The organism is Rhodococcus sp. NPDC059968 (genome assembly GCF_042738615.1).
Taxonomy (GTDB): domain Bacteria; phylum Actinomycetota; class Actinomycetes; order Mycobacteriales; family Mycobacteriaceae; genus Rhodococcus_F.
This window is the reverse complement of the sequence record NZ_JBHWUE010000022.1, coordinates 76441-98629: the sequence shown is the minus strand read 5'-3', so window position 1 is coordinate 98629 and position 22189 is coordinate 76441. Positions and strand designations below refer to the sequence as shown.

Below are 22189 nucleotides of genomic sequence, written 5' to 3'. Positions count from 1 at the left end.
GTGTTCGCCTAGACATTGCGGACGAGCCACTCGGCGGCCTCGACCTGCATTTCGGCTGAAAACCGGTGTCCGCCTGCAGACCACTGCGTGGTGAGCGCCTCGGACCCGTCGTACGCCCGACGCAGCACGGCCTCGGAGTCGCGCATTCCCTGCCGGCTGAAGTGGGAGTCGTCCAGCGCGAACTGAACCAGCAGCGGCCGCGGCGCATGGCATGCGGCGATCTCGGGCCAGTCGCACACCGCCGGCAGGCCCGGAGTGATCATCAGCCACGTCGTATCGTCTGCTCTGCCGTCCGCGACATCCGCGAAAGTGCTCATCATCGCGGTGATCACCCCTGCTCGCAGGCGTGTCGAACACGCCAGCAGATGTGCGACGCGAGCGCCGCCGCCCGAGAATCCCGCGGCGGCGACCCGGTTCGGATCGACGCCTTCGGTCGTGAGGAACACGTTCAGCGCCCGAAGGTCCTCGGCGACGACTTTGCCGGCGAGCGAGGTGCCTGTCAGGGCGGCGACTTTGGCAAGGCCGTGTTCGTGCTCGCGGGCTGCCGCGTCGTATCGGCGCCGACGGATCTCGGGAGTGTCCGGACCAGGTGGGAATGCGGCGTATCCGGCTGCTGTGGCTCGGCCCGGGAGTTCCGGCCAGGGCACGCGCCGGCTGCCCCAGGGGAACACGTCGTGGACGAGGACGACGAAACCTGCGTGCACGAGTCCTGTTGCGACCGACCTGCTTTCGTAACCGCGGGTCCGGAGTTCGGGGACGCCCGGTGAGGCTCCGCCGGGGCCGTCGGCCACCTTTTCCTTGCCGTAGAACTTGACGCCGTCGTGCGCGTGCATCAGCAGGACTGCAGGGCGAGCCGTGTTCTCGCCCGCGTGGCTGGGGCGGAGGAGCCAGCCCGCGGTGTCCGGACCGTCGTCACCGGCCGCCCAGGTGAGTGCGCGACCGGCGACACCGTGTCGAATCCACGACTTGCCGTACGTCACGTCGGGTGTGCCCGCTGCCAGTTCGTCCGTCACGCCGAGAGCCTCGCGAACGGCGTCGCGACGCGGGTCGGCCGGGGTCGGTCGTGGACAGCCGGCCGAAAGGTGTGTTCCCATGTGTGAACTCCGTCTTGTCTATCGAACTCTGTACTCGAACCGTTGAGGGGAACCGCATGTCCGGAAGAACTGTCGATCGCATCGTCGCGCACGCCTATCCGTGGGACGTGCTCGGTGATCCGCACTTCGTCGACCGAGCGCGCACGCTCGGAGTCGCCGAGATCTCGCTCGCCGCCAGCTATCACTCGACCCGCGCGGCGACCCCGTTGCATCCGGCCCACAAGGTGGTCGACGCGCATCACGCCGCGCTGTACCGCCCCGTCCGACCTGGCGCGTGGGACGGGAACGTGGTCACGGCCAGGGCAGCGACGTGGGGCGGATCCGAGGATGCGTTCGCCGATGCGGCTCGAATCCTGATCGACGCGGGCATCCGCGTGAACGCATGGATCGTTCTGTCCCACAGCACCGTTCTGGGGCACGCGCATCCCGATGTCACCGTCGTCAACTGCTTCGGCGACCGCTACCCGTACGCGCTCGCGCCCGGGCATCCCGACATCGTCCGGTACGCCCGCACCCTGGCGGCGGAGGCGGTGCGCGGTGTCGACCTCCACGGTGTGTCGATCGAAGCATGCGGACAGTTGGGGATCGCCCACGTCGGCCCGCACGAGAAGACCGATGGCGCATTTCCGGGCATCGGCGACACGTTGATGTCGATCAGCTGCACCGAACGGGAACGCGCACTGTGGGCGGAGCGCGGTGTCGATCCGGACAAGATGATCGCGAAGCTGCATTCCGGCGTGGATGCGCTGTCCATGGGGACGCTCGCTCCGGACGCCGCGATCACCGACATCCTCGGCGAGGCGGAGGCCGACGCGGCGCTGTCGGTGCGCCACGCGGACGCCGACGCTCTCCGGGGTGCGGTGCTCGGCGCCGTGCGTGCGGAGATCCCGTCGGCCCGCGTCACGCTGCACTGCCACCCGAACCCCTGGAAGACCGGGCCGTCGCCTGCGCTGACCTCGGCTGCTTCGGGAGACGTCGACGCCGTACTCGTCTCGGCCTGGCCGGGGACGGCCGAAACCGTCGCCGTCACGAAGGACACCCGTGCGATCGTCGGGGAGGCCGTCGACGTCGGCGCCTATGTGTCGGTGTTGCCGCCGAAGAATCTCGACGACGTGAGCAGCCATGTCGCGGCCACGGTCGCGGCCGGAGCCAATGAGCTGCACCTGTATCACCTCGGGTTGGTCAACAAGGTGCAGCTCGACGCGTTGGGGCGCATCGTCGGCGACTACTCCGTCTGACGCACCCGGGGTGGGCACCACCGCTGGTGCCCACCCCGGATGGCAATCAGCGCATCCGTTGTCCGAGCGGGTGGTCGCAGAACGCGCCGCCGACCCGCTGGAGGATCGGGTCGTCGAACGTCCATTCGTGGTCGGCCAGGAACTCGTCGGCGAAGACCTCTGCGTCGTCCTGGGGTTCGTACCCGATCGCTGCGCCCTCTGCTGCGGACCACCAGCTGCGAGTGTTCCGCGAGATGCCCCACACGGTGTGAAATCCCTTGGCGGAGTCGGACAGTGCGGCCTCGATCAGGCGCGCGGTGTCGGCCGGTGACATCCAGGACGCGAGGCCGCGATAGTTGGGCGGCCGGTCGAAGCTCGAGCCGATCCGCAGGTTGACGACGTCGATGCCGAAGCGATCGTGGTACAGCCGGCCCAGCGCCTCGACTGCTGCCTTGCTCCAGCCGTAGAACCCGTCCGGACGCGGCGAGACGTCGCCGGGCAGCGGGTTCGAGCCGGCTTCCGCGTGTGTCCAGAAGCCGACGGCGTGGTTGCTCGACGCTGCGATCACGCGCGTCACGCCGTGTGCGACGGCGGCCTCGAACACCGCCTGGGTGCCGTCCACGTTGACGGACAGAATGTTCTCCCACGAGTCCTCGGTGCTGAGTCCGCCCAGGTGAAGTGCGGCGTCGACGCCGTCGACCGCAGCAGCCACGGCCGCGCGGTCGGTGACCGAACCCTGGACGAACTCCTCGTGGTCGGGGTCGATGTCGGTGATGTCGGCGATGTCGAACAGGCGCAGGGTGCGGCCGGGCTTGCGGAGCAAGGGTCGCAGCATCTTGCCCATGTTTCCTGCGGCGCCGGTGATCAGCAGACGCGAGGCGGTGTCGGTCATGTCTTCTCGTACCTCTCTGGGAGTGAGCCTTGTAATGCACATCACGGTAGTACATACTTCGAAACGAAGTCACTATCTTGACGAAGATTCACGTATGTGAACGAGTCGTTTGCTTCACACTCCCACTCGGATCGTCCGGCACGTTCCTGCCGGTGAAGGGACCACCCACCATCATGGCAACAGTCGCATTCCAAGGCGTCACCAAGTTGTTCCCCGGCGGCGACAAGGCCGCGGTCGATCACCTGGACCTCGACATCGAGGACGGCGAGTTCCTCGTCCTCGTCGGACCGTCCGGTTGCGGCAAGTCGACGTCCCTTCGCATGCTCGCGGGACTCGAAGACGTGGACAGGGGCACGATCGCCATCGGCGGCAACGATGTCACCGAGTTCCAGCCGAAGGACCGTGACATCGCCATGGTCTTCCAGAACTACGCTCTCTACCCGCACATGACGGTGGGCGAGAACATGGGCTTCGGCCTCCGCATCGCCGGCGAGGACAAGGCGGAGATCAAGCGACGTGTCCAGGATGCCGCCAGGATTCTCGACCTCACCAAGTTCCTCGACCGTAAGCCCAAGGCCCTCTCGGGTGGCCAGCGGCAGCGAGTTGCCATGGGGCGCGCCATCGTTCGCAAGCCGCAGGTGTTCCTGATGGACGAGCCCCTGTCCAACCTCGACGCCAAGCTCCGCGTGCAGACCCGCGCGCAGATCTCGGCGCTGCAGCGTCGTCTCGCCACCACCACCGTCTACGTGACGCACGATCAGGTCGAGGCCATGACGATGGGTGACCGCGTCGCCGTCCTGAAAGACGGAGTACTCCAACAGTGCGACACTCCGCGCCGCATGTACGAGCACCCGAACAACGTCTTCGTCGCCGGTTTCATCGGCTCGCCCGCGATGAACCTGCTCGAACTTCCCCTCGTCGACGGCGGTGTCAGCTTCGGCGGCGCCGTGGTCCCCGTCCCGCGTGGTGCGATTGCCGGCATCGGCGAAAGCTCGGTCACGCTCGGTGTGCGTCCGGAGGATCTCGTGATCACCACCGGTAGCGGGCTCGACGTCACCATCGACGTCGTCGAAGAACTCGGCGCCGACGCGTACGTCTACGGCCAGGCGGACATCGACGGGCGCAAGCAGCCCATCGTTGTTCGCGCCGACGGTCGCATCCCGCCGAGGCGCGGAGAGGTGATCACCCTGTCGTATGCGGCAGAGCGCACCCACCTGTTCTCCACCGTCACCGGTGAACGACTCGTCGACTGAGCGCGACTCAGTTCTCCGACGAAAACCCGACCATGACCCAAGGAGTCAACCATGCTTGACGGAGTTCTCTTCTTCCCTGTCACCCCGTTCGACAGCAACGGCGACGTCGATCTTCCCGCCCTGGCACAGCACATCGAATCCGGTGTCGCGGCCGGACCGGGTGGAGTGTTTGCCGCGTGCGGCACCGGCGAGTTCCACGCGCTGTCGGCGGCCGAGTTCCGGTCCGTGGTGGAAACGGTGGTCACGGCCACGAAGGGCCGTGTCCCGGTCTTCGCCGGCGCCGGTGGAGCCCTCCCCGTCGCCAAGGAATTCGTGGCCATCGCCGAGGATGCGGGAGCGGACGGCATCCTGCTCCTGCCGCCCTACCTCGTCGGAGCGCCGGCCCAGGGCCTGGTGGAGTACGTGAAGCAGGTGTCGGAGGCGAGTGACCTCCCGGTCATCGTCTACCACCGCGCGAACGGCCAGTTCACCGAGCAGAGTGCTCTCGCGGTCGCGCGACTGCCGAAGGTCGTCGGGTTCAAGGACGGCGTCGGTGACCTCGACCTGACGTCACGAATCGTGCGTACTCTGCGTGATTCTCTCGGCGACAAAGAATTTCAGTTCTTCAACGGGCTCCCGACCGCCGAGGTCTCGCAGCGGGCCTACCGCAGCATCGGCGTCACGCTCTATTCGTCCGCGACGTTCGCATTCGCTCCGGACGTGTCTCTCGCCTATTACCGGGCGCTGGAGGAGGACGACACCGAGCTGGTCGACTCGCTCAACCGCGAGTTCTTCCATCCTCTGGTTCGGCTTCGCGACACCACCCCCGGATACGCGGTCGCTCTGGTGAAGGCGGGGGTGACGTTCACCGGCCTCGACGCCGGCTCGGTGCGAGCGCCGCTCGTCGACGCCAGCGCCCAGCACCGGTACGAATTGGAGCAGATCGTGGCCGCGGGGCGGAAGGTGCTGGCGCAGTAGCGTCTTCGATCCATCGACGGGGTGTGGACCCCGTCGATGGGTCGAGACCGGGAACTTTCGTCAGCGCCTCAGGACGCTAGTCGGCGGCGGCCACGAGAGGCTCGAGCGTGAGGTCGGGCAGCTCCTTCTGGATGTACTGCAGGCGCCACTTGTCGCTGACCAGCGCGAGCATCACCCCGTCCGAGCGGGTGAACACCTCGACGCCGCGCTGACGGTTCAGCTCGTCGGCCGACTCGGCGTCGGTGCGCCGCGCCAACGCGTAGCCCAGGGGTTCCATCCGGGCCTCGACGTTGAACTCGGCCTTCATCCGCGCCGCGACCACCTCGAACTGCATCGGGCCGACGGCCGCCATGACCGGGGAGGCGTCGCCGCGCAGGTCGTTGCGGAGGATCTGCACGACACCCTCGGAATCGAGCTGATCCACGGCCCGCCGGAACTGCTTGTACTTGCCCGCGCTCTCGGCCCGCAGGATGGAGAAGTGCTCCGGCGCGAACGACGGGATCGGCGGGAACTCCACCTTCTTCTCGAAGAACAAGGTGTGGCCGGGGGCGAGCGCGGTGGCGTTGACCAGTCCGACCACGTCGCCCGGGTACGCCGACTCCACGGTCGAACGCTCGCGACCGAACACGGTCTGCGCGTACTTCGTCGTGAACGGCTTGCCGGTCTGGGCGTGGGTGACCACCATGCCACGCTCGAACACGCCCGACACGATGCGCATGAACGCCAGCCGGTCGCGGTGCGCGGTGTCCATGCCGGCCTGCACCTTGAAGACGACCGCGCTGAACGGGTCGGTGACCTCGCGCGGGTGGCCTTCGAGGTCCTCCCGGGAGCGCGGCGGCGGCGCCAGCTCGACGAGCGTGTCGAGGATCTGGCGGACACCGAAGTTGAGCATCGCCGACGCGAAGATCACCGGCGACGTCTGGCCGCCGAGGAACAACTCCTGGTCGTGGTCCTGACCGGTGGCCGACAGCAGCTCGCTCTCCTCCGCGGCGGTCTCCCATTCGGAGCCCTCCTTCGCGAGGGCGGCGTCGGCATCCATGACCTCTTCGGGGGCGATCTTCGCGCCACCCGCCGTACGCGTGAACCGGATGTACTCCCGCGCGGCACCGTCCTCGCCGCGCCGCAGCAGGCCCCGGAAGTCGCCGGCGATCCCGACGGGCCAGTACAGGGGAGTGGGGGTGAGGCCGATGCGTTCGTGGATCTCGTCGAGAAGCTCGAGCGGCGTCTGGCCCGGCCGGTCCCACTTGTTGATGACGGTGATCACCGGGATTCCGCGGTGACGGCACACCTGGAACAGCTTCAGCGTCTGCGGTTCGAGGCCCTTCGCGGCGTCGATCAGCATGACGGCGGCGTCGACCGCGGTCAGAACGCGGTACGTGTCCTCCGAGAAGTCGGAGTGACCTGGGGTGTCCACCAGGTTGATCACGTTGTCGACGGGCTCGTCCGCCGACGCCTCGGTGGAGCGGTAGTTGAACTGCAGGGCAGTGGAGCTGACCGAGATGCCGCGGGCCTTCTCCATCTCCATCCAGTCGGACACCGTCGACTTGCGGCCGGCTTTGCCGTGGACCGCACCCGCTTCGGAGATGACCTTCGCGTGGAGCGCGAGAGCCTCCGTCAGCGTCGACTTACCGGCGTCGGGATGCGAGATCACGGCGAACGTGCGGCGACGCGACGCCTCCGCACGGACACCCTTCTCGGATTTCCCCTCCGGTGAGCCGGACGTGGCGACAGACGCCGCCTCGGCTGGAATGGTGTCGGCCGAGTCGGACGGGGTAGTCAACGAAGAACCTCTCGGGGGACGGAATGCGTGCAGGAAGGCCGTGTGGCCGCATACCAGGTTACTCGGGTGCCGAGGACGAACTCGCAGCACAGTCACATCCAGGGAGAAGTAACGATCGGAGGCCAATGGGGGATTTATATGGGTGAGTCGTCGGGGCGCTCCGGAGTTCACCGTTTCTGCGTTCGGACACCCGTATGTGCAGGAGGAAGACTGTGAGCAAGTTCACCGACGAGATGTACGCGACCGCGGAAAGCAGCACCCGTGGTCTCAACACGGGTGAGCCCGACGCGCCGCTGCGGCAGCCGTGGGGGGAGATCCACAAGGCCGCGCGCCGCATGGCCGGCGCCCTCGCCGAGGCGGGTATCGGCCACGGCGACGCCATCGGCATCCTCGCCGGTCAGCCCGTCGACATCGCACCCTCCTGCCAGGGCACCTGGATGCGCGGCGCGTCCGTCACCATGCTGCATCAGCCGACGCCGCGGACCGACCTGGCGGTGTGGGCCGAGGACACCGAGACCGTCATCAACATGATTCAGGCGAAGGCCGTCATCCTCGGTGCGCCGTTCGACGCCGCCAAGCCGCTGCTGGAGGAGCGCGGCATCACTGTGGTGACGGTGGCCGAGCTGAACGAGGGCACCGAGATCGACCCGGTCGAGACGTTCGAGAGCGACATCGCGCTGCAGCAGCTCACGTCCGGTTCCACCGGTTCGCCCAAGGCCGTGCAGATCACGCACGAGAACTTCTACACCAACGCCTACGCCATGATCGACCGCATCAAGTTCTCCATCGAGGACGACGTGATGATCAGCTGGCTGCCGCTGTTCCACGACATGGGGATGGTCGGATTCCTCAGCGTGCCGATGCAGGTCGGCGCGGAGGTCGTGAGCATCACCCCGATGGACTTCCTCCGCACACCGCTGCTGTGGGCGGAACTGATGGGGAAGTACAAGGGCACGGTGACGGCCGCACCCAACTTCGCGTACTCCCTGCTCGCCCGCCGCCTCAAGCAGGCGGAGGACGGCGCCGTCGACCTCAGCACCGTCCGGTACATGTGGAACGGGGCCGAGCCGGTCGACCCCGACACGATGAACGCGCTCGCCGAGGCCGGCGCCCGGTTCGGTCTCAATCCGTCCGCACTCGCCCCCGTCTACGGCATGGCCGAGACCACCCTCGCCGTCTCCATTCCGGATCCGGATCAGGGGCAGGTCCTCGACCGCGTCGACCCGGATCTCCTCGAGGCGATGCAGCGTGCCGTCCCGTCGAGCAAGCCGAACGCGCGGGCCCTCGCCACCCTGGGAAAGATGGTGCCGAACCTTGAGGGGCGCGTCGTCGACAGCGAGGGTGAGCTGCTCCCGACCCGCGGTGTCGGCATCATCGAGGTCCGCGGCAAGGCGGTCACGCCCGGATACGTCACGGTCGACGGGCACAAGCCCGCGCAGGACGCGGACGGCTGGCTGAACACCGGCGACGTCGGCTACTTCACCGAAGAAGGCCTCGTCGTCGTGTGCGGTCGCGTCAAGGACGTCATCATCATGGGTGGCCGCAACATCTACCCGACGGACATCGAGCGGGCCGCGGGCACCGTCGCCGGAGTGCGTCCCGGCAACGCGGTGGCCGTGCGCCTCGACGCGGGGAAGAAGCGGGAAAGTTTCGCCGTCGCGGTGGAGACCAACGACTACCAGGACCCCGAAGTGGTCAAGCGCATCGAGCACGAGGTCGTGCACGCCGTGTTCTCCGAGGTCGGCGTGCGACCCCGCACCGTCGCGGTCCTCGGCCCCGGCAGCATTCCCAAGACGTCGTCGGGCAAACTTCGCCGCGCCACGTCGGCGAACCTCGTCCACTAGGCCCTTCCGGCTCGTGCGTGGTTGACGAGTCCAGAGACTCGTCAACCACGGACGGGCGGCGGAGCCGCCTAATGCAGGCGGTTCTGCGCAGCCTCGAGCCCGACGCGCAAGACGAGTTCGACGGCGTCGGCCGACTCTTCGCAGACGAGGTCGAGTTCCTTGCGTTCCACCGAGGAGAACGGCTTCAGCACGTACGACGCCGGATCCATCCGTCCGGGGGGACGGCCGATCCCGACGCGGGTGCGCAGATAGTCCTTGGTGCCGAGCGCGCTCGAGATGGACCGCAGTCCGTTGTGCCCGCCCTCGCCTCCGCCCTGCTTGAGGCGAATGGTCCCGAAGTCGAGGTCGAGTTCGTCGTGGATCACCACTATATTGCCCGGGTCGACGGAGAAGAACCGGGCGAGCCCGGCTACGGCGCCGCCGGACAGATTCATGAACGACCGCGGTTTGGCGAGGATCGTCGGACGGCCTTCGAGTCGTCCCTGGACGATCTCGGCGCCGCTCTTCTTGTGCGCGCTGAACTTGCCACCCATGCGAGCGGACAGCACCCCGGCCACCATGAAGCCGACATTGTGCCTGGTCTTCTCGTACTGCGGTCCGGGGTTGCCCAGACCCACCACCAGGGCGGTGTCTTCACTCACCGACAGGGTCCTTCCGTGCGATAGGGTCGTGTCAGACGACAGCGGCGCGTCACCCCGGGCAATCCGGGACGACGCGCCGCCGACTTCAGTGCGGTTGCGAGAGGATCAGCTCTCGGCACCCTCTGCGGCCGGAGCCTCGGTGGTCTCGCCCGCGGCTTCGGCGGTCTCCTCTTCGAGGTCGGCAGCGGTCGGGGCTGCGACGACGTTGACGATGAGCAGTTCGGCGTCGGCCTGCAGGGTGGAACCCTGGGGCAGCTCGAGCTGGTTGGCCAGGATCTGGGTGCCGACCTCAAGGCCCTCGACCGAGACCTCGATCTGCTCGGGGATGTGCAGCGCGTCGGCCTCGAGGGAAATGGTGGCGGCGTCCTGCGCGACCAGGGTGCCGGAAGCGGCCTCACCGGTTACGACGACGGGAACGTCGACGGTGACCTTCTCGCCCTTCTTGATGACGAGGAGGTCGGCGTGCTCGATGTAGTTGCGGATCGGGTGAACCACGACCGACTTGGTGAGCGCGACCTGCTCCTTGCCCTCGATGTCGAGGGTCAGGATGGCGTTGGTGCCGTGCGCGCGCAGGATGGCGGCGAAGTCGCGGGAGGGCACGTTCAGGTGGCGGGGGTCCTCACCGTGGCCGTACAGGACTGCGGGGACCTGGCCGTCGCGGCGCGCGCGGCGGGCGGCGCCCTTGCCGAACTCGGTGCGCACGGCGGCTACGAGGCGATTTTCGTCAGACATGGTGAAACGGCTCCTACAACTCACGGTGGTAACTGGCGGGCGGTTCGAGTCGGCGAGGGACGAACGCGCGACGGCCAGGAGCGAAACGCTCGAGCAGAGCCGTAGCCGCGCCGATCACGGTGAGCCAGCCAATTGGAACTTCTGGTTCACCCTCGCCGAGACAACTTATGGAACTCTACCGGATGGCCCGCTGACCTGCTAATCGGGTGTCGTCGGGCGGGCTGCGCGACGTCGAGGTGGGGCCGGTGCAATCCGGTGCAACCCTGCCGCCCCATCCTTGTGAGCCGTATCACAGAGGTATCGAACTTCTCGATTTCCGACGACGGAGGACATCATGACCGCCACACTCGACACCCCCATCGACACCGTCATCCCGCAGCCGGGAGACATCGCCCGGCGCTGGGTGGCCGGATTCGGTGCCGCCCTCGAACGGGGCGACGTGCCAGGGGCCGCGGAGCACTTCCTGGTCGACGGTTGGTGGCGCGACCTGCTGTCGTTCACCTGGGACCTGCACACCACACACGGTCGCGCGGACATCGAGACGCGCTTCGCGGATTCGGTTCCGGTGCACGAGCCGCGCCACCTCGTCCTTTCGCCCGCGCACCCGGCCGAGGTGGTGGCCGATCCGGAAGGCGACTGGATCCAGGCCTTCTTCACGTTCGAGACGACCCTGGCGCGCAGCCGCGGTTTCGTCCGGCTGAGGCGCGACGACGACGGCGAGTGGCGTGCCTGGACATTGATCAGCGCGATGGAGGAGATCAAGGGTCACGAGGAGAAGAAGGGCCATCGGCGGGTTCAGGGCACGAATCACGGCGCCCACCGAGGCAGGATCAACTGGCTCGACCGGCGAACCGCCAAGGGCGAGTTCGAGACCGAGCAGCCGGCCGTCGTGATCGTCGGCGCCGGCCAGGGTGGTCTGGCCCTCGCCGCCCGCCTCGGGCAGCTCGGAGTCGACACCCTGCTGGTGGAGCGAAACGATCGGATCGGCGACGGCTGGCGCAAGCGTTACCACTCGCTGGTCCTGCACGACCCGGTCTGGTACGACCACCTGCCGTACCTGAACTTCCCCGACCACTGGCCGGTGTTCACGCCCAAGGACAAGCTCGCGAACTGGTTCGAATTCTATTCCGACGCAATGGAACTCAACGTATGGACGGGAACCGAGTTCACCGGCGGCAGCTACGACGACGCCACCGGCGAATGGACCGTCACCGTCGCCCGCGACGACGGCTCCACCCGCACGCTGCACCCCCGGCACGTCGTCCTCGCCACGGGAATGAGTGGGGTGCCGAACATTCCGCAGATCGCGGGTGCCGACACGTTCGAGGGAACCATCGAGCATTCGAGCTGGTTCGTCGGCGGCCGGGAGATGCGGGGCAAGAAGGCGCTCGTCGTCGGCTGCTGCAACTCGGGTCACGACATCGCCCAGGAGCTCAACGAGCAGGGTGCGGACGTGACCATTTTGCAGCGCTCGTCCACGTATGTGATGAGCAGCAAGCACGGCATCCCCGGACTGTTCGGCGGCGTGTACGAGGAGGGTGGGCCCGCGGTGCAGGACGCCGACCTGATCTTCGCGTCGCTTCCGTACCCGTTGCTCGCGGGAATCCACGCCGGGGCGACGGAGGCCATCGCCGAGAAGGACGCGGAGATGCTCGACGGACTGCGGAAGGCCGGATTCAAGCTCGATTTCGGCGAGGACGGCAGCGGTCTATTCATGAAATACCTGCGGCGCGGCGGCGGCTACTACATCGACGTGGGCGCATCCGAGCTGATCGCGAGCGGAGAGGTGACGGTGAAGCAGGGAACCGAGATCGATCACTTCACGCCGGACGGGGTCGTGTTCGCCGACGGCACCGAGATCCCGGTGGACGTGGTGGTTCTCGCGACCGGTTACAAGAACATGCGTGAGAGTGCCCGCAAGTTCCTCGGCGACGCGGTCGCGGACCGCTGCCAGGACGTGTGGGGCCTCGACCAGGAGGGCGAGTTGCGCACGGTGTGGCGCCGGTCCGGTCATCCGGGTTTCTGGTTCATGGCCGGCAACCTGCATCAGTCGCGGCACTACTCGAAGTATCTGGCCTTCCAGATCAAGGCCCAGGAGGAAGGGTTGCAGCCGATCCGATGACGTACAGTGGTGTGGCTCACAACGCCGGGGGTAGCCTCGGCGATGTGAGCGCTGAACGTCCGACCGCCGACCGGCTGACCGCAGTGGCAACCGGTGTGGATCTGCCCCGACATGCGCGGCTGCTCAGCCGGGTCCACGACGCCGTGCTGTCCGGGCAGCAGCCGCCCGCGCTTCCACGGGGCGTGGTGGCGCGGTCGTGGTCCCGTCTGCAGGCGGGCGGAGTGAGCCCGGACCATTGCGCGGACGTGGAGCCTGCCGACTTCTCCGAGATCGAGGCGCGGCGAACCCGGACGGCGCTGCGCACCGTGCTCCCGGAACTGCGCAGCACGTTGACGCAGGTCGCGGACGATGCGAACTTCATCGTGGTCATCGCCGACGCCGACGGTGTCCTGTTGTGGCGGGAAGGTTCCCGCGGGGTCCGGAAGGCGGCCGACGCCCTCGGGTTCACTGAGGGTGCGCGCTGGGCGGAGCAGGCAGTCGGGACCAACGCGATCGGCACGGCGCTGATCGAAGATGCTGCGGTGCAACTGTTCTCGGCCGAGCACTATGCGCCCTCGCATCACGGCTGGTCGTGCACCGGGTCGCCGGTTCACGATCCGCGCACCGGTGAGATCCTCGGCGTGGTCGACATCAGTGGGTCGGCGATGTCCATTCACCCGACCACGGTCGCGCTCGTTCGCACCGCGGTGCGTCTGGCCGAGGCGACACTGTGGCGTGAGCACACGGCGCAACTGGACAAGTTGCGCGGCCGGGCGGCGCCGCTGCTGGCATCGGCGGGCGGTCCGGCGCTGGTCGTCGACAAGCACGGGTGGGTCGCGGAGGCGAGTGGCATCGCGGCGCCGGAGCGGGTCGCGCCGCCGAGCCTCGACCGGCCGCTGCTCGTCCCGGGGCTCGGGCTGTGCGTGCCCGAACCGCTCGGCGACGGCTGGCTGGTGCGCAGGCGTGTCGACGGGGCGGCCATCGAACTGGAACTCGACCTCGGTGACGCGCCGCAGGTGACTGTCCGGGGCGACGTCAACTGGACGCGGGCGCTCTCGCCCCGGCATGCCCAGATCCTGCGGGTGCTGTCGGTCGCGGGAACGGCGGGCGTCGACGCCGCCTCGCTGAGCGAATCGTTGTTCGGCGACCGCGATCACGTGGTGGCGGTCCGCGCCGAGGTCTCGCGTCTGCGCAAGAGCCTCGGCGCGGTCCTGAGCACCCAGCCCTACCGGTTCGCGGCCGGCGTGACGGTCCGGCTCGTCGGGTAGGTCCGGTCAGGCCTGCTTCGCCGCGCTGATGCCGGCGCGGCGGCCGTAGAAGCTGCCGTCGCCGAGAGAGGTGCCGCTGGCGTAGCCACCCGCGCACACGCCGGACGTGCACCGTCCTGCCGCGAAGAGGCCGGGGATCGGTTCGCCGGAGACGTGCAGTACTTCGGAGTTCACGGTTGTCCGCAGGCCGCCGAGAGTGAAACCGAGGGTGAACCCGCGCAGGTCGAGTGCCGCGACGGGGGACCCGATCGGCTTCACCCACTCGGACTTCTTGTGCAGCAGCGGATCCGATCCTTCGGCGGCGTGCTTGTTGTACACCTCGACGGTCGACTGCAATGCGCCGGCGGGCAGGCCCATGTCGGATTCGAGTTCCTCGACGGTCTCCGCCGCCCACTTCGGTTGCACGCGCAGGAACGGCGTGGCCGTGGTGGCGGCCGCGCCCTCCTCGTAGGACGCCTCGTCGATGATGAGGAACGCCTGGTTGTCCTGGTGGAAGAGGGTCATCTGGCCGATCCGCCCGGAGTACGTGTCCTCCGGAACGTAGCGCTGCCCCCGGCCGTTGACGAGGATGCCGCGGACGATCAACTGGGGGTCGCAGACGAACGCAACCTCGGTGGCGTCCATGTGGGCGAGATCGGCGCCGAGGGCCTGCGCCATGAGGATGGACCGTCCGTCGTGCTCCTCGATGGCGGCGCCGGGGCGGCCGATGAGCCGCGGCGCGTGGGCCTCGATCATCTTGTCGTTGTAGGCGAAGCTGCCGGTGGCGAGGACGACGCCGCGGCGCGCCCGGACGGCCACCTCCTTGCCGTACTGCTTGGCGACGACCCCGACGACGCGACCGGTGTCGTCCGTGACAAGAGTCTGGACGCGCATGTCGTATTCGGCTCGGACTCCGAGCTTTTCGGCGGTCTCGACGAGCGGCTTCATGAGCATGTAGCCGCCGCCCTTCTCGCCGGTCCGCTTGCCGTCCATCTGCGGAACGTGGCCGCGCGGGGCGGGGGTTGCGATCTCGTTGAAGGGCGCCGCGTTCTCGCCGCCGGAGTACATCAGGCCGTCGTCGAACGGGGGTTCCCAGCCGGGTTCGCCCCAGAAGCTTTCCTTGAACGGGACGCCGCAGTCGACGAGCCAGTTGTAGTGCTCGACGCTGCCCTCGCAGTAGTCGGTGATCTTCTCCTCGTCGGCACCCGGGCCGAGTGCCGCCATCATGAACGTCTTCATGTTCTCGGGGGAGTCGTCGAACCCGCATGCCTTCTGCAGCGGCGTCCCTCCGCCGAGGTAGATGAAGCCACCGGCGAGTGCGGCGGCCCCGCCCCAACCGCTGGTGCGTTCCAGGACCAGGACGTCGGCGCCGGCGCGCGCCGCCTCGATGGAGGCGGACACGCCGGCGATGCCGTAACCCGCGACCGCGACGTCGGCCTCGTAGTCCCATTCGGCGACCGTTGCTGCGGACCGGGGGCGGATCGGTGTGGCGTCGACCATGGGTGGAAGTCCTCTCGGGCGGTCACAGGCGTAGTGTGACGTGGATTACCCTCAAACTGTAACCTGTTACAAAACCCGATTCGGTGGATCTCCCGATGAGTGGGACGTCGCGCCCGGAGGTCGGCGACCGCCCGGCTATCCGGCGATGTCCGTCACGCCGGACAGCTCGTAGTGCAGTGTCGGGGTGCGTGCCAGACGGTGCGCGAGATGTACCCCGATCCGCTGCACCACGGGATACTTCTCGTCGATCAGAGCGCCCGCGGCCCGTGCTTCCTCACCGGACAGCAGTCGCGCCGTGGCCTGCGCCGGCGGGCCCGTCGGCTTGCCGGACCACGTGCACGGGCGGATTCGGACGTCGGGAAAATTGCGCAGCCGCTTGTTCTTGGACGCCCGGCCCGGGGTGCGGAAATACGCCCGATCGCCCTTCACCGCGAGGTTCACGGGAGTGTCCACCCATGAGCCGTCGCGTTTGCGCGTCTGCAGTTGCACGACCTTCTCTGCGGCGAAGCGTGGCAGCGCCGGTGATCCCTGGTCCGTCATCGCGAAGTCCTGGTTCTGTTCTCGGGTGAGTTCCAGCGTCTACGTAAATCTCATACTATCTGCCACTTGCGTGGCGGGCGTTAGAGATAGACGTGTGTCACGGCTACCCGCATCACCGTGCGGCGGTGCGGGTTTGACCGTGTCCCACACCGACGCTTGTGGTGCAGGAACATGCTGTTTCGGATTCACCCCCAACCGCGGTGTCACGGTGGGCACGCTGCGGCGGACCCGGCGGTGCCGCGGCCGACGCGGTGTCAGACTGTTCGTGTCGCGGCACCGGCGCACCGGCGCGTGGTCGGCCACCCGGACCGCGGGTAACTGCCCACGCCGCCGGGTGACGTTGTTTTTGCCGAGCAGTGCGCGTTTGGCCAGGTTCACCCCCGCGACGTGGTCGCGGTTGCCGCCGACCCGGCAGCCCGGGCACCACGCGTTGTGGTAGCCGCCGGGGCGGGCAAGTGGTTCGTCGCAGCCCGGACATTGTGCGGACGATCCCCGGGCGGGCACCGAGACCACCGTGATGCCGACCTCTGCGGCGGTGTGCGCGAGGGCGGTGACTGCTTGGCGGCGGGCGGACTGCGCGGCCCGGTTGTTGTTGACTCGTCCGTGTCCGCGGGTCTCGAGGGTGGTGAGATCCTCCACCGCGATTATCTGCGCCTGGGCGGCGGCGTAGTCGGTGACCTGGCGGGCGAAGTGGAAGGCCAGTTCCCGGTTGATCTTCCCTCTCTTGATACCCACCGCGGTGCGGTGGGTATCGAGGACGGCGATCTTCTCCTCCAGCTGCGCGCGGACCTCGGGTGGGGCGGTGGCGGCCAGTTGGGTCAGCCGGGCGGCCTTGCGGTGCAGCAGCTGCCCTTCGGCTTGCAGGCGGGCCAGTTTGATCCCGAGGCCGCGGTCGTCGTAGGTCCAGCCCCGGTAGTCCGAGGACAGCCCTTCCGGGTTGTCGGCGGTGATGGCGGCGGCACCGAGCGTGGACGGGGACCAGTCCACGCCCACCGCGGTCGTTCCCGATGTCATATCAGCGGCTGGGACTGCTTCAGTGGCAGCGCACCGCAACAGCAGACCTCGGCGGTCGAGGATCAGGGTCGGCAGATGCCAACCGGTGATCGCTCTGCCGCGCAGGTGCGCGGGGATGTTGGCGGTCAGCCGGACATTGCGCCACTGCTCCCGCCCCGCCGGGGCGGGGCTGGTGGGCAGCTTCACCGTCAACACCAGCTCACGCTCTGTCGCGGTGATCTGTGCGAGCTGCCGGTCGGCGGCGGAGAGTTGGGCCATCGCGCTCGTCTGCGGCGGTCCCTGCAGGTCGGTGATCCGCACCCGGCCGGCCGGTGCCGCCCCGCCGGTGCGGCGGGCGTGTGCGATGAGCTGGCGTCGCACGCCCCGAGCGAAACCCGCAGACACGTGGTCCGCCGACCCGGTCGGCGGCGCCACAACCCCGGTCGCCGGGTCGAACCGGGCCGACAGTGCCGCGATCGCGGTGTCCCGATAGGCCAGGGTCCGCAGGGTCGCCAGCACCTGCGCGGTCACCACCCGCGTGACCCGCGACGGCACATAGACCCCGTCCGGATAGCTCGGGTGCCAGCCGAGGCGGGCCGCGGCGACATGACCCTGCACGGGCAGCCTGCGATCCTGAAGGTCACGCCCGGCGGCAAGTACGTCGAACGTCGCCGGCTGCCACAGCCGCGACATCAACTCGCCGCCGGCCGCGGCAATCAGGTCGAGGAGCCACCCCACCCGGGTGTCGACGTCGTCGAGTCCGATCGGCTCACCGGTCGCATCGTCGACCGCCACATGGGCGCGGGTGGTCACCGAAAACTGCCGCGCCGCAACCGCAGACCGACGATCCCCGCTGGTACTCATCGGTTACCCCTACCCCGACCGTGCTGCGGCATCGCCCCGGCGCCTGCGCTGATCCCGCTTCGACCGCAGCCGGCAGCACCCGCCGGGAAGCGACACCACCAACACCCCTGAAGTCATCCACCAGCTCCTCCACCAGCAACTCATCGCCCCGATCGCAACCCGGACAGTAGCCCCCACCTCTGACAGAGAACGCTCGATCCACCCCACCGACGAACCCGGCCACCCGGTCTCGCCACGGCACCCGCACCACCGTGCATCGGCCCTCGGCTGCGTCATCGAGCATCCGCCCGCGCCCCGCCCGCTGCCCCCGAGCCCACACGCCGCGGTCCTCGGAGACCGGGTGCACCACACCACCGGCACTCTCCCGCACCATCTTCACCCGGTTCTCCAGCGATGACTTCTTGCCCTGTGGAGCCCGGCACCCGGTTATCCAGCGCCTCCACCCGTTCCGGCGCCACCGCCACCGAACCGACGCGGGCCTGCCCCGGGTAGACGTCCAGATCCGCGCGATCAGAGATCCGGTGTCCCGCACCGGTACGCCGAGACCGCAACCGACCCTCCGACGCCGCCCAACGCACCCCGCCACCAACATGCCCAGGCACTCCGCAGCCTCACCAATCCGCCTGCCGCAGACAGTAGTAGATACTATGAAGTAGTCCTAGATTTTCGATCAACAGCGGGAAGCCTACTGCGCTAGTTCGCGAGTGTCCGCACCTCCACGAGGAACCGGTCGAGGTCGTCCGGGGAGCAGAAATAGTGCGGCGACGCCCGCACTACGGCGTCCAGTCCGCGGGCGCTCATGTCCAGCAGTGTCGATCCGCGCAGGCTGGCAGTGACGGTGACGTTGCGGGCGGCCAGCTGCTTCCGGACGTCGCCGGGATCGAACCCGTCGACGGTGAACGAGACGATTCCGCAGCGGCGGGCGCCGAGGTCGCGCACGGTGACACCGGGGATCGCCGCGAGCCCCGACCGGAGGTGTTCGGCCCCGGCCGCAACGGCCGCCTCGACCTCGTCCATCCCGAAGTCGAGGAGGTAGTCGGCGGCCACCCCGAGTCCGAGGCGTGCGGCGACGTCGCATTCCCAGAATTCGAACCGGCTGGCATCGGTCGCGAGTCGGTACGCATCGGCCGCGGTCCACTCCGCGCTGTGCAGGTCGAGGGCGGCAGGCTCGAGGGTCGCTGCCAGTTCCGGCCGGACGTACAGGAAGCCGGTGCCCCGCGGTGCCCGGAGCCATTTGCGGCCCGTGGCGGACAGCGCGTCGACGCCCAGTTCGCCCATGTCGAGGGCAATCTGACCGACGGACTGGCACGCGTCGAGCAGCACTAGCGCGCCGTGCGAGTGTGCCAGCTCCGTCACCTCACGGACGGGGTTGACCAGGCCGCCGTTGGTGGGCACGTGCACGAGGGACACGAGACGAACCCGGTCGTCGAGGAGCGTCTCCAGGGCGGCGACGTCGATCTGGCCCGCGGGGTCGCTGGGGATCACGTCGACCGTCGCGCCCACGGACCGGGCCCGCTGCAGGACGGCGATGGCGTTGCTGGCGTACTCGACCTCCGAGATCAGCACGCGGTCGCCGGCCCGGAGCGGGACGGCATGGAAGAAGTCGTTCCAGGCGGTGGTGGCACTGTCCACCAGGGCGATGCTGTCGACGCTCGCTCCGATCAGCCGGCCGAGGGACGACTTCACGGTGGCGAGATCGTCGGTCCGTTCGGCGGCCGCGACGTAGCCACCCACGTCGGCCTCCCGGCGCAGGTGCGCGACCACGGCGTCCATGACCGGGGTCGGCGGAAGCGAGGAGCCCGCACTGTCCAGGAACACCTTGTCGAGGCAGCCCGGGGTGTCCCGTCGCGCCTGCTCGAGGTCGAGCATGTCCGATACCTCCCTTTTCCTAGTGAATGGACTCGAACGTACCTGTGCAGGTTCTCGAAAAGTATGCCGATGGAGCGTGCATCGACGGCCGAGGCGCTCTAATGTCGATAACGACGTTCAGGCGGCACCCGAAGGGGAGGGTCGAATGGCTACAGCAGTTCAGTCCGTCGAGACAACGTGTTTCACGTCGCGGCCGGCGGCGGAGGCGTACCTGGGTGGTGTGTGCTTCAAACTGGGGCCACCGCAGCTGATCGGCGCAGAATTGGAGTGGCTGACCGCGCAACTGCCGGAATACGTGCGCCCCGACCTCGCCGCTCTCGCCGAAGCTCTCGGGCCGCACACCCCCAGAACCATCGATCCCTCTTCTCCTGCTGAGCCCCTTCCCGGCGGCAGCGCCGTCACGGTCGAACCCGGCGGACAGATCGAACTGTCCAGCGCCCCCTATTACTCCGCACGCGAATTGTGCGACTATCTCGCCGCCGATCAGGCGGTTCTCGCGGACCTGTTGTCGTCCCGATCGATCCTCATGTCGTCCGAGGCCGCGGACACCCGCCGGCCCGCGCAACGTCTCCTCCAATCGCCGCGGTACTGCGCCATGGAATCCCGCTTCACCGGCATCGGGCCCTTCGGGAAGCTGATGATGTGCAACACCGCCGCAACGCAGATCAGCGTGGACGCCGGGGCCGATCCGGTTGCGGTGGAGAAGCGGTGGCACCTGCTACATGCCATCGGACCCGCATTGATCGCGGCCTTCGCGTCTTCGCCGCGGCTCTACGGGGTACCCGACGGGCAGTGGGCGTCGCAGCGGATGCGAACGTGGCTCGAACTCGATTCGCCGCGCACCATCGGAACCCCGCACAGCGCGGACTATGCGGGGTGGGTGCTGGACGTGCCGTTGCTGTGCATCCGCAACGACGGAACAGACTGGACAGCGCCCGACGGTGCAACTTTCGCGGACTGGGTCGACGGCGCACTGGACGATGTGATCGGACCCCCGACGCCCGCCGACCTCGACTATCACCTCACCACCCTGTTTCCGCCCGTTCGCGCGGCCGGTCATCTCGAGGTGCGCTATCTCGACGCGCAACCGGACGACCAGTGGCGGGTTCCCATCGCGGCGATCGACGCGCTGCTGTCGGGTCCGGGTGCCATGGCCGAGGCGCTCGACGCGGCGCTGCCCACCGCCGAACGCTGGCGGGACGCGGCCGAGTTCGGCCTGGCCGATCTCGAACTGCGCGCTGCGGCAACAGCTCTGCTGTCGCTGGCGGCGGCGTACTCGCCCGACCCCGAATTCGTCAGACTGCTCGATGCCGCCGCCGAACGATGTTGCCGGGGCCAGGCCCCGAGCGAGGAACGCTGATGGGTACCCGCGAGAAGATCGAGACGGTGTTGACACGGGCGCGGGAGCGCACCGCCGGGTTGACGGACTGTGTGGACGGGGAGGACCTCGTCGCACAGCATTCCCCGTTGATGAGCCCGCTCGTGTGGGATCTCGCGCACATCGGCAATCAGGAAGAGTTGTGGCTCGTGCGGGACGTCGGGGGCCGGGAACCGGTCCGCCGCGACATCGACGAGTTGTACGATGCATTCAAACATTCGAGGAACTCCCGGCCGACTCTGCCGCTGCTGAACCCGGACGAGGCCAGGGAATACATGCGTACTGTTCGCGACAGGGCGTGGGACGTGCTCGACCGCAGCACGTTCCGGGGCCGGCCGCTCGAGGAGAACGGATTCGCGTTCGGCATGATCGCGCAGCACGAGCAGCAGCATGCCGAAACGATGCTCGCCACCCATCAACTGCGCTCCGGTGCAGCAGTACTGACCGCGGAGAGCGCGCCGCGTATCGGCGGGGCGATGGACGAGGACGAAGTGGTCATTCCCTCCGGCGAATTCACGATGGGAACGTCGGACGATCCGTGGGCGCTCGACAACGAGAGGTCCGCGCACCCCGTGCACGTTCCGGCGTTCGTGATCGACACCGCCCCCGTCACCAACGGCCGCTACCTCGAGTTCATGGACGACGGTGGTTACGCGCGGCCCGAATTGTGGAGTGAGCGGGGATGGGCGCACCGCGTCGAGGCGGGGTTGGATGCTCCACAGTTCTGGGAGAACGACGGCTGCGGAACGTGGTGGCGCCGGAGGTTCGGGGTGACCGAGCCGATCCATCTCCAGGAACCGGTCGTGCACGTCTGCTTCTTCGAGGCCGAGGCGTTCGCACGCTGGGACGGCAAGAGGCTTCCGACCGAAGCCGAATGGGAGAAGGCCGCGCGGTGGGACCCGTTCACCGGCCGGTCGCGCCGATTCCCCTGGGGTGACACCGAACCCGACTCCTCGCTCGCCAACCTCGGGCAGCGCCACCTCGGTCCCGCGGTGGTCGGGTCGTACCCGTCGGGGGCGTCCCCGCTCGGCGTCCATCAGCTGATCGGCGATGTGTGGGAGTGGACGTCGTCGCCCTTCGATCCCTATCCTGGTTTCTCGGCGTTCCCGTACCGCGAGTACTCGGAGGTGTTCTACGGCGGCGACTACCGCGTGCTGCGCGGCGGTTCGTTCGGCACCGATCCGGTGGCGTGCCGTGGGACGTTCCGCAACTGGGACCACCCGATCCGCAGGCAGATCTTCTCCGGATTCCGCTGTGCTCGGGACCTTCCGGGGGACGACCGCTGAG

Annotated in this window: 17 protein-coding genes; 8 read left to right on the top strand and 9 right to left on the bottom strand. The window is 68.2% G+C overall.

What is annotated here, in order from left to right; translation table 11 throughout:
• Positions 1–8 precede the first annotated feature (8 nt).
• Entirely contained in the window at positions 9–1094 is a 1086-nt protein-coding gene (locus tag ACFWAY_RS19675) for a hypothetical protein (protein ID WP_378511760.1), read from the bottom strand.
• 56 nt (positions 1095–1150) lie between these two features.
• Here ACFWAY_RS19675 and ACFWAY_RS19670 point away from each other — a divergent pair, with 56 nt between their 5' ends.
• Entirely contained in the window at positions 1151–2332 is a 1182-nt protein-coding gene (locus ACFWAY_RS19670; RefSeq protein WP_378511759.1) for a hypothetical protein, read from the top strand.
• A 46-nt stretch (positions 2333–2378) separates the two neighbouring features.
• On the opposite strand, the gene ACFWAY_RS19665 is transcribed toward ACFWAY_RS19670, so the two are convergent.
• Positions 2379–3203 (bottom strand): NAD-dependent epimerase/dehydratase family protein, encoded by an 825-nt coding sequence (locus ACFWAY_RS19665; protein ID WP_378511758.1) that lies wholly within the window; start codon positions 3201–3203, stop codon positions 2379–2381.
• Between the two features lie 173 nt (positions 3204–3376).
• Here ACFWAY_RS19665 and ACFWAY_RS19660 point away from each other — a divergent pair, with 173 nt between their 5' ends.
• Positions 3377–4456, top strand: a complete 1080-nt coding sequence (locus ACFWAY_RS19660) for an ABC transporter ATP-binding protein (RefSeq protein ID WP_378511757.1) — start codon at positions 3377–3379, stop codon at positions 4454–4456.
• 51 nt (positions 4457–4507) lie between these two features.
• Entirely contained in the window at positions 4508–5413 is a 906-nt protein-coding gene (locus ACFWAY_RS19655; protein WP_378511756.1) for a 5-dehydro-4-deoxyglucarate dehydratase, read from the top strand.
• A gap of 76 nt (positions 5414–5489) precedes the next feature.
• Here ACFWAY_RS19655 and ACFWAY_RS19650 read toward each other — a convergent pair whose 3' ends face one another.
• A complete protein-coding gene (locus tag ACFWAY_RS19650) occupies positions 5490–7193 on the bottom strand; it encodes a peptide chain release factor 3 (protein ID WP_378455299.1) in 1704 nt (567 codons plus the stop codon).
• 212 nt (positions 7194–7405) lie between these two features.
• Between ACFWAY_RS19650 and ACFWAY_RS19645 the strand changes: the two genes are divergently transcribed.
• The gene (locus ACFWAY_RS19645) at positions 7406–9037 is read left to right on the top strand and encodes a fatty acyl-AMP ligase (RefSeq protein ID WP_378511755.1); all 1632 of its coding nucleotides are present in this window, start codon (positions 7406–7408) and stop codon (positions 9035–9037) included.
• Positions 9038–9105: 68 nt separating this feature from the next.
• Here the strand turns inward: ACFWAY_RS19645 and pth are convergent, their stop codons facing one another.
• Together pth and ACFWAY_RS19635 are read right to left on the bottom strand one after the other, a co-directional pair.
• On the bottom strand, positions 9106–9678 hold the full coding sequence (pth, locus tag ACFWAY_RS19640) for an aminoacyl-tRNA hydrolase (protein ID WP_378511754.1): 573 nt from the start codon (positions 9676–9678) through the stop codon (positions 9106–9108).
• Positions 9679–9783: 105 nt separating this feature from the next.
• The gene (locus ACFWAY_RS19635; protein ID WP_378511753.1) at positions 9784–10410 is read right to left on the bottom strand and encodes a 50S ribosomal protein L25/general stress protein Ctc; all 627 of its coding nucleotides are present in this window, start codon (positions 10408–10410) and stop codon (positions 9784–9786) included.
• A gap of 334 nt (positions 10411–10744) precedes the next feature.
• Here ACFWAY_RS19635 and ACFWAY_RS19630 point away from each other — a divergent pair, with 334 nt between their 5' ends.
• Both ACFWAY_RS19630 and ACFWAY_RS19625 read left to right on the top strand, forming a co-directional pair.
• Positions 10745–12532: an FAD-dependent oxidoreductase gene (locus ACFWAY_RS19630; RefSeq protein WP_378511752.1), complete on the top strand. Its 1788-nt coding sequence runs from the start codon at positions 10745–10747 to the stop codon at positions 12530–12532.
• On the top strand, positions 12529–13779 hold the full coding sequence (locus ACFWAY_RS19625; protein WP_378511751.1) for a GAF domain-containing protein: 1251 nt from the start codon (positions 12529–12531) through the stop codon (positions 13777–13779). The genes ACFWAY_RS19630 and ACFWAY_RS19625 overlap by 4 nt, the downstream gene beginning before the upstream one ends.
• A 6-nt stretch (positions 13780–13785) precedes the next feature.
• Here ACFWAY_RS19625 and ACFWAY_RS19620 read toward each other — a convergent pair whose 3' ends face one another.
• The 4 genes from ACFWAY_RS19620 to ACFWAY_RS19605 all read right to left on the bottom strand — a co-directional run bounded on the left by ACFWAY_RS19620 (position 13786) and on the right by ACFWAY_RS19605 (position 19524).
• A complete protein-coding gene (locus ACFWAY_RS19620; RefSeq protein WP_378511750.1) occupies positions 13786–15258 on the bottom strand; it encodes an FAD-dependent oxidoreductase in 1473 nt (490 codons plus the stop codon).
• A 135-nt stretch (positions 15259–15393) separates the two neighbouring features.
• The gene (locus ACFWAY_RS19615; RefSeq protein WP_378511749.1) at positions 15394–15798 is read right to left on the bottom strand and encodes a PPOX class F420-dependent oxidoreductase; all 405 of its coding nucleotides are present in this window, start codon (positions 15796–15798) and stop codon (positions 15394–15396) included.
• A gap of 39 nt (positions 15799–15837) precedes the next feature.
• A complete protein-coding gene (locus ACFWAY_RS19610) occupies positions 15838–17655 on the bottom strand; it encodes a zinc ribbon domain-containing protein (protein WP_378511748.1) in 1818 nt (605 codons plus the stop codon).
• Between the two features lie 693 nt (positions 17656–18348).
• Positions 18349–19524, bottom strand: a complete 1176-nt coding sequence (locus ACFWAY_RS19605; protein WP_378511747.1) for an aminotransferase class V-fold PLP-dependent enzyme — start codon at positions 19522–19524, stop codon at positions 18349–18351.
• Positions 19525–19669: 145 nt separating this feature from the next.
• Between ACFWAY_RS19605 and egtA the strand changes: the two genes are divergently transcribed.
• Positions 19670–20884 (top strand): ergothioneine biosynthesis glutamate--cysteine ligase EgtA, encoded by a 1215-nt coding sequence (gene egtA / locus ACFWAY_RS19600; protein WP_378511746.1) that lies wholly within the window; start codon positions 19670–19672, stop codon positions 20882–20884.
• The gene (egtB, locus tag ACFWAY_RS19595; RefSeq protein WP_378511745.1) at positions 20884–22188 is read left to right on the top strand and encodes an ergothioneine biosynthesis protein EgtB; all 1305 of its coding nucleotides are present in this window, start codon (positions 20884–20886) and stop codon (positions 22186–22188) included. Before egtA ends, egtB begins: the two co-directional genes overlap by 1 nt.
• Position 22189 lies beyond the last annotated feature (1 nt).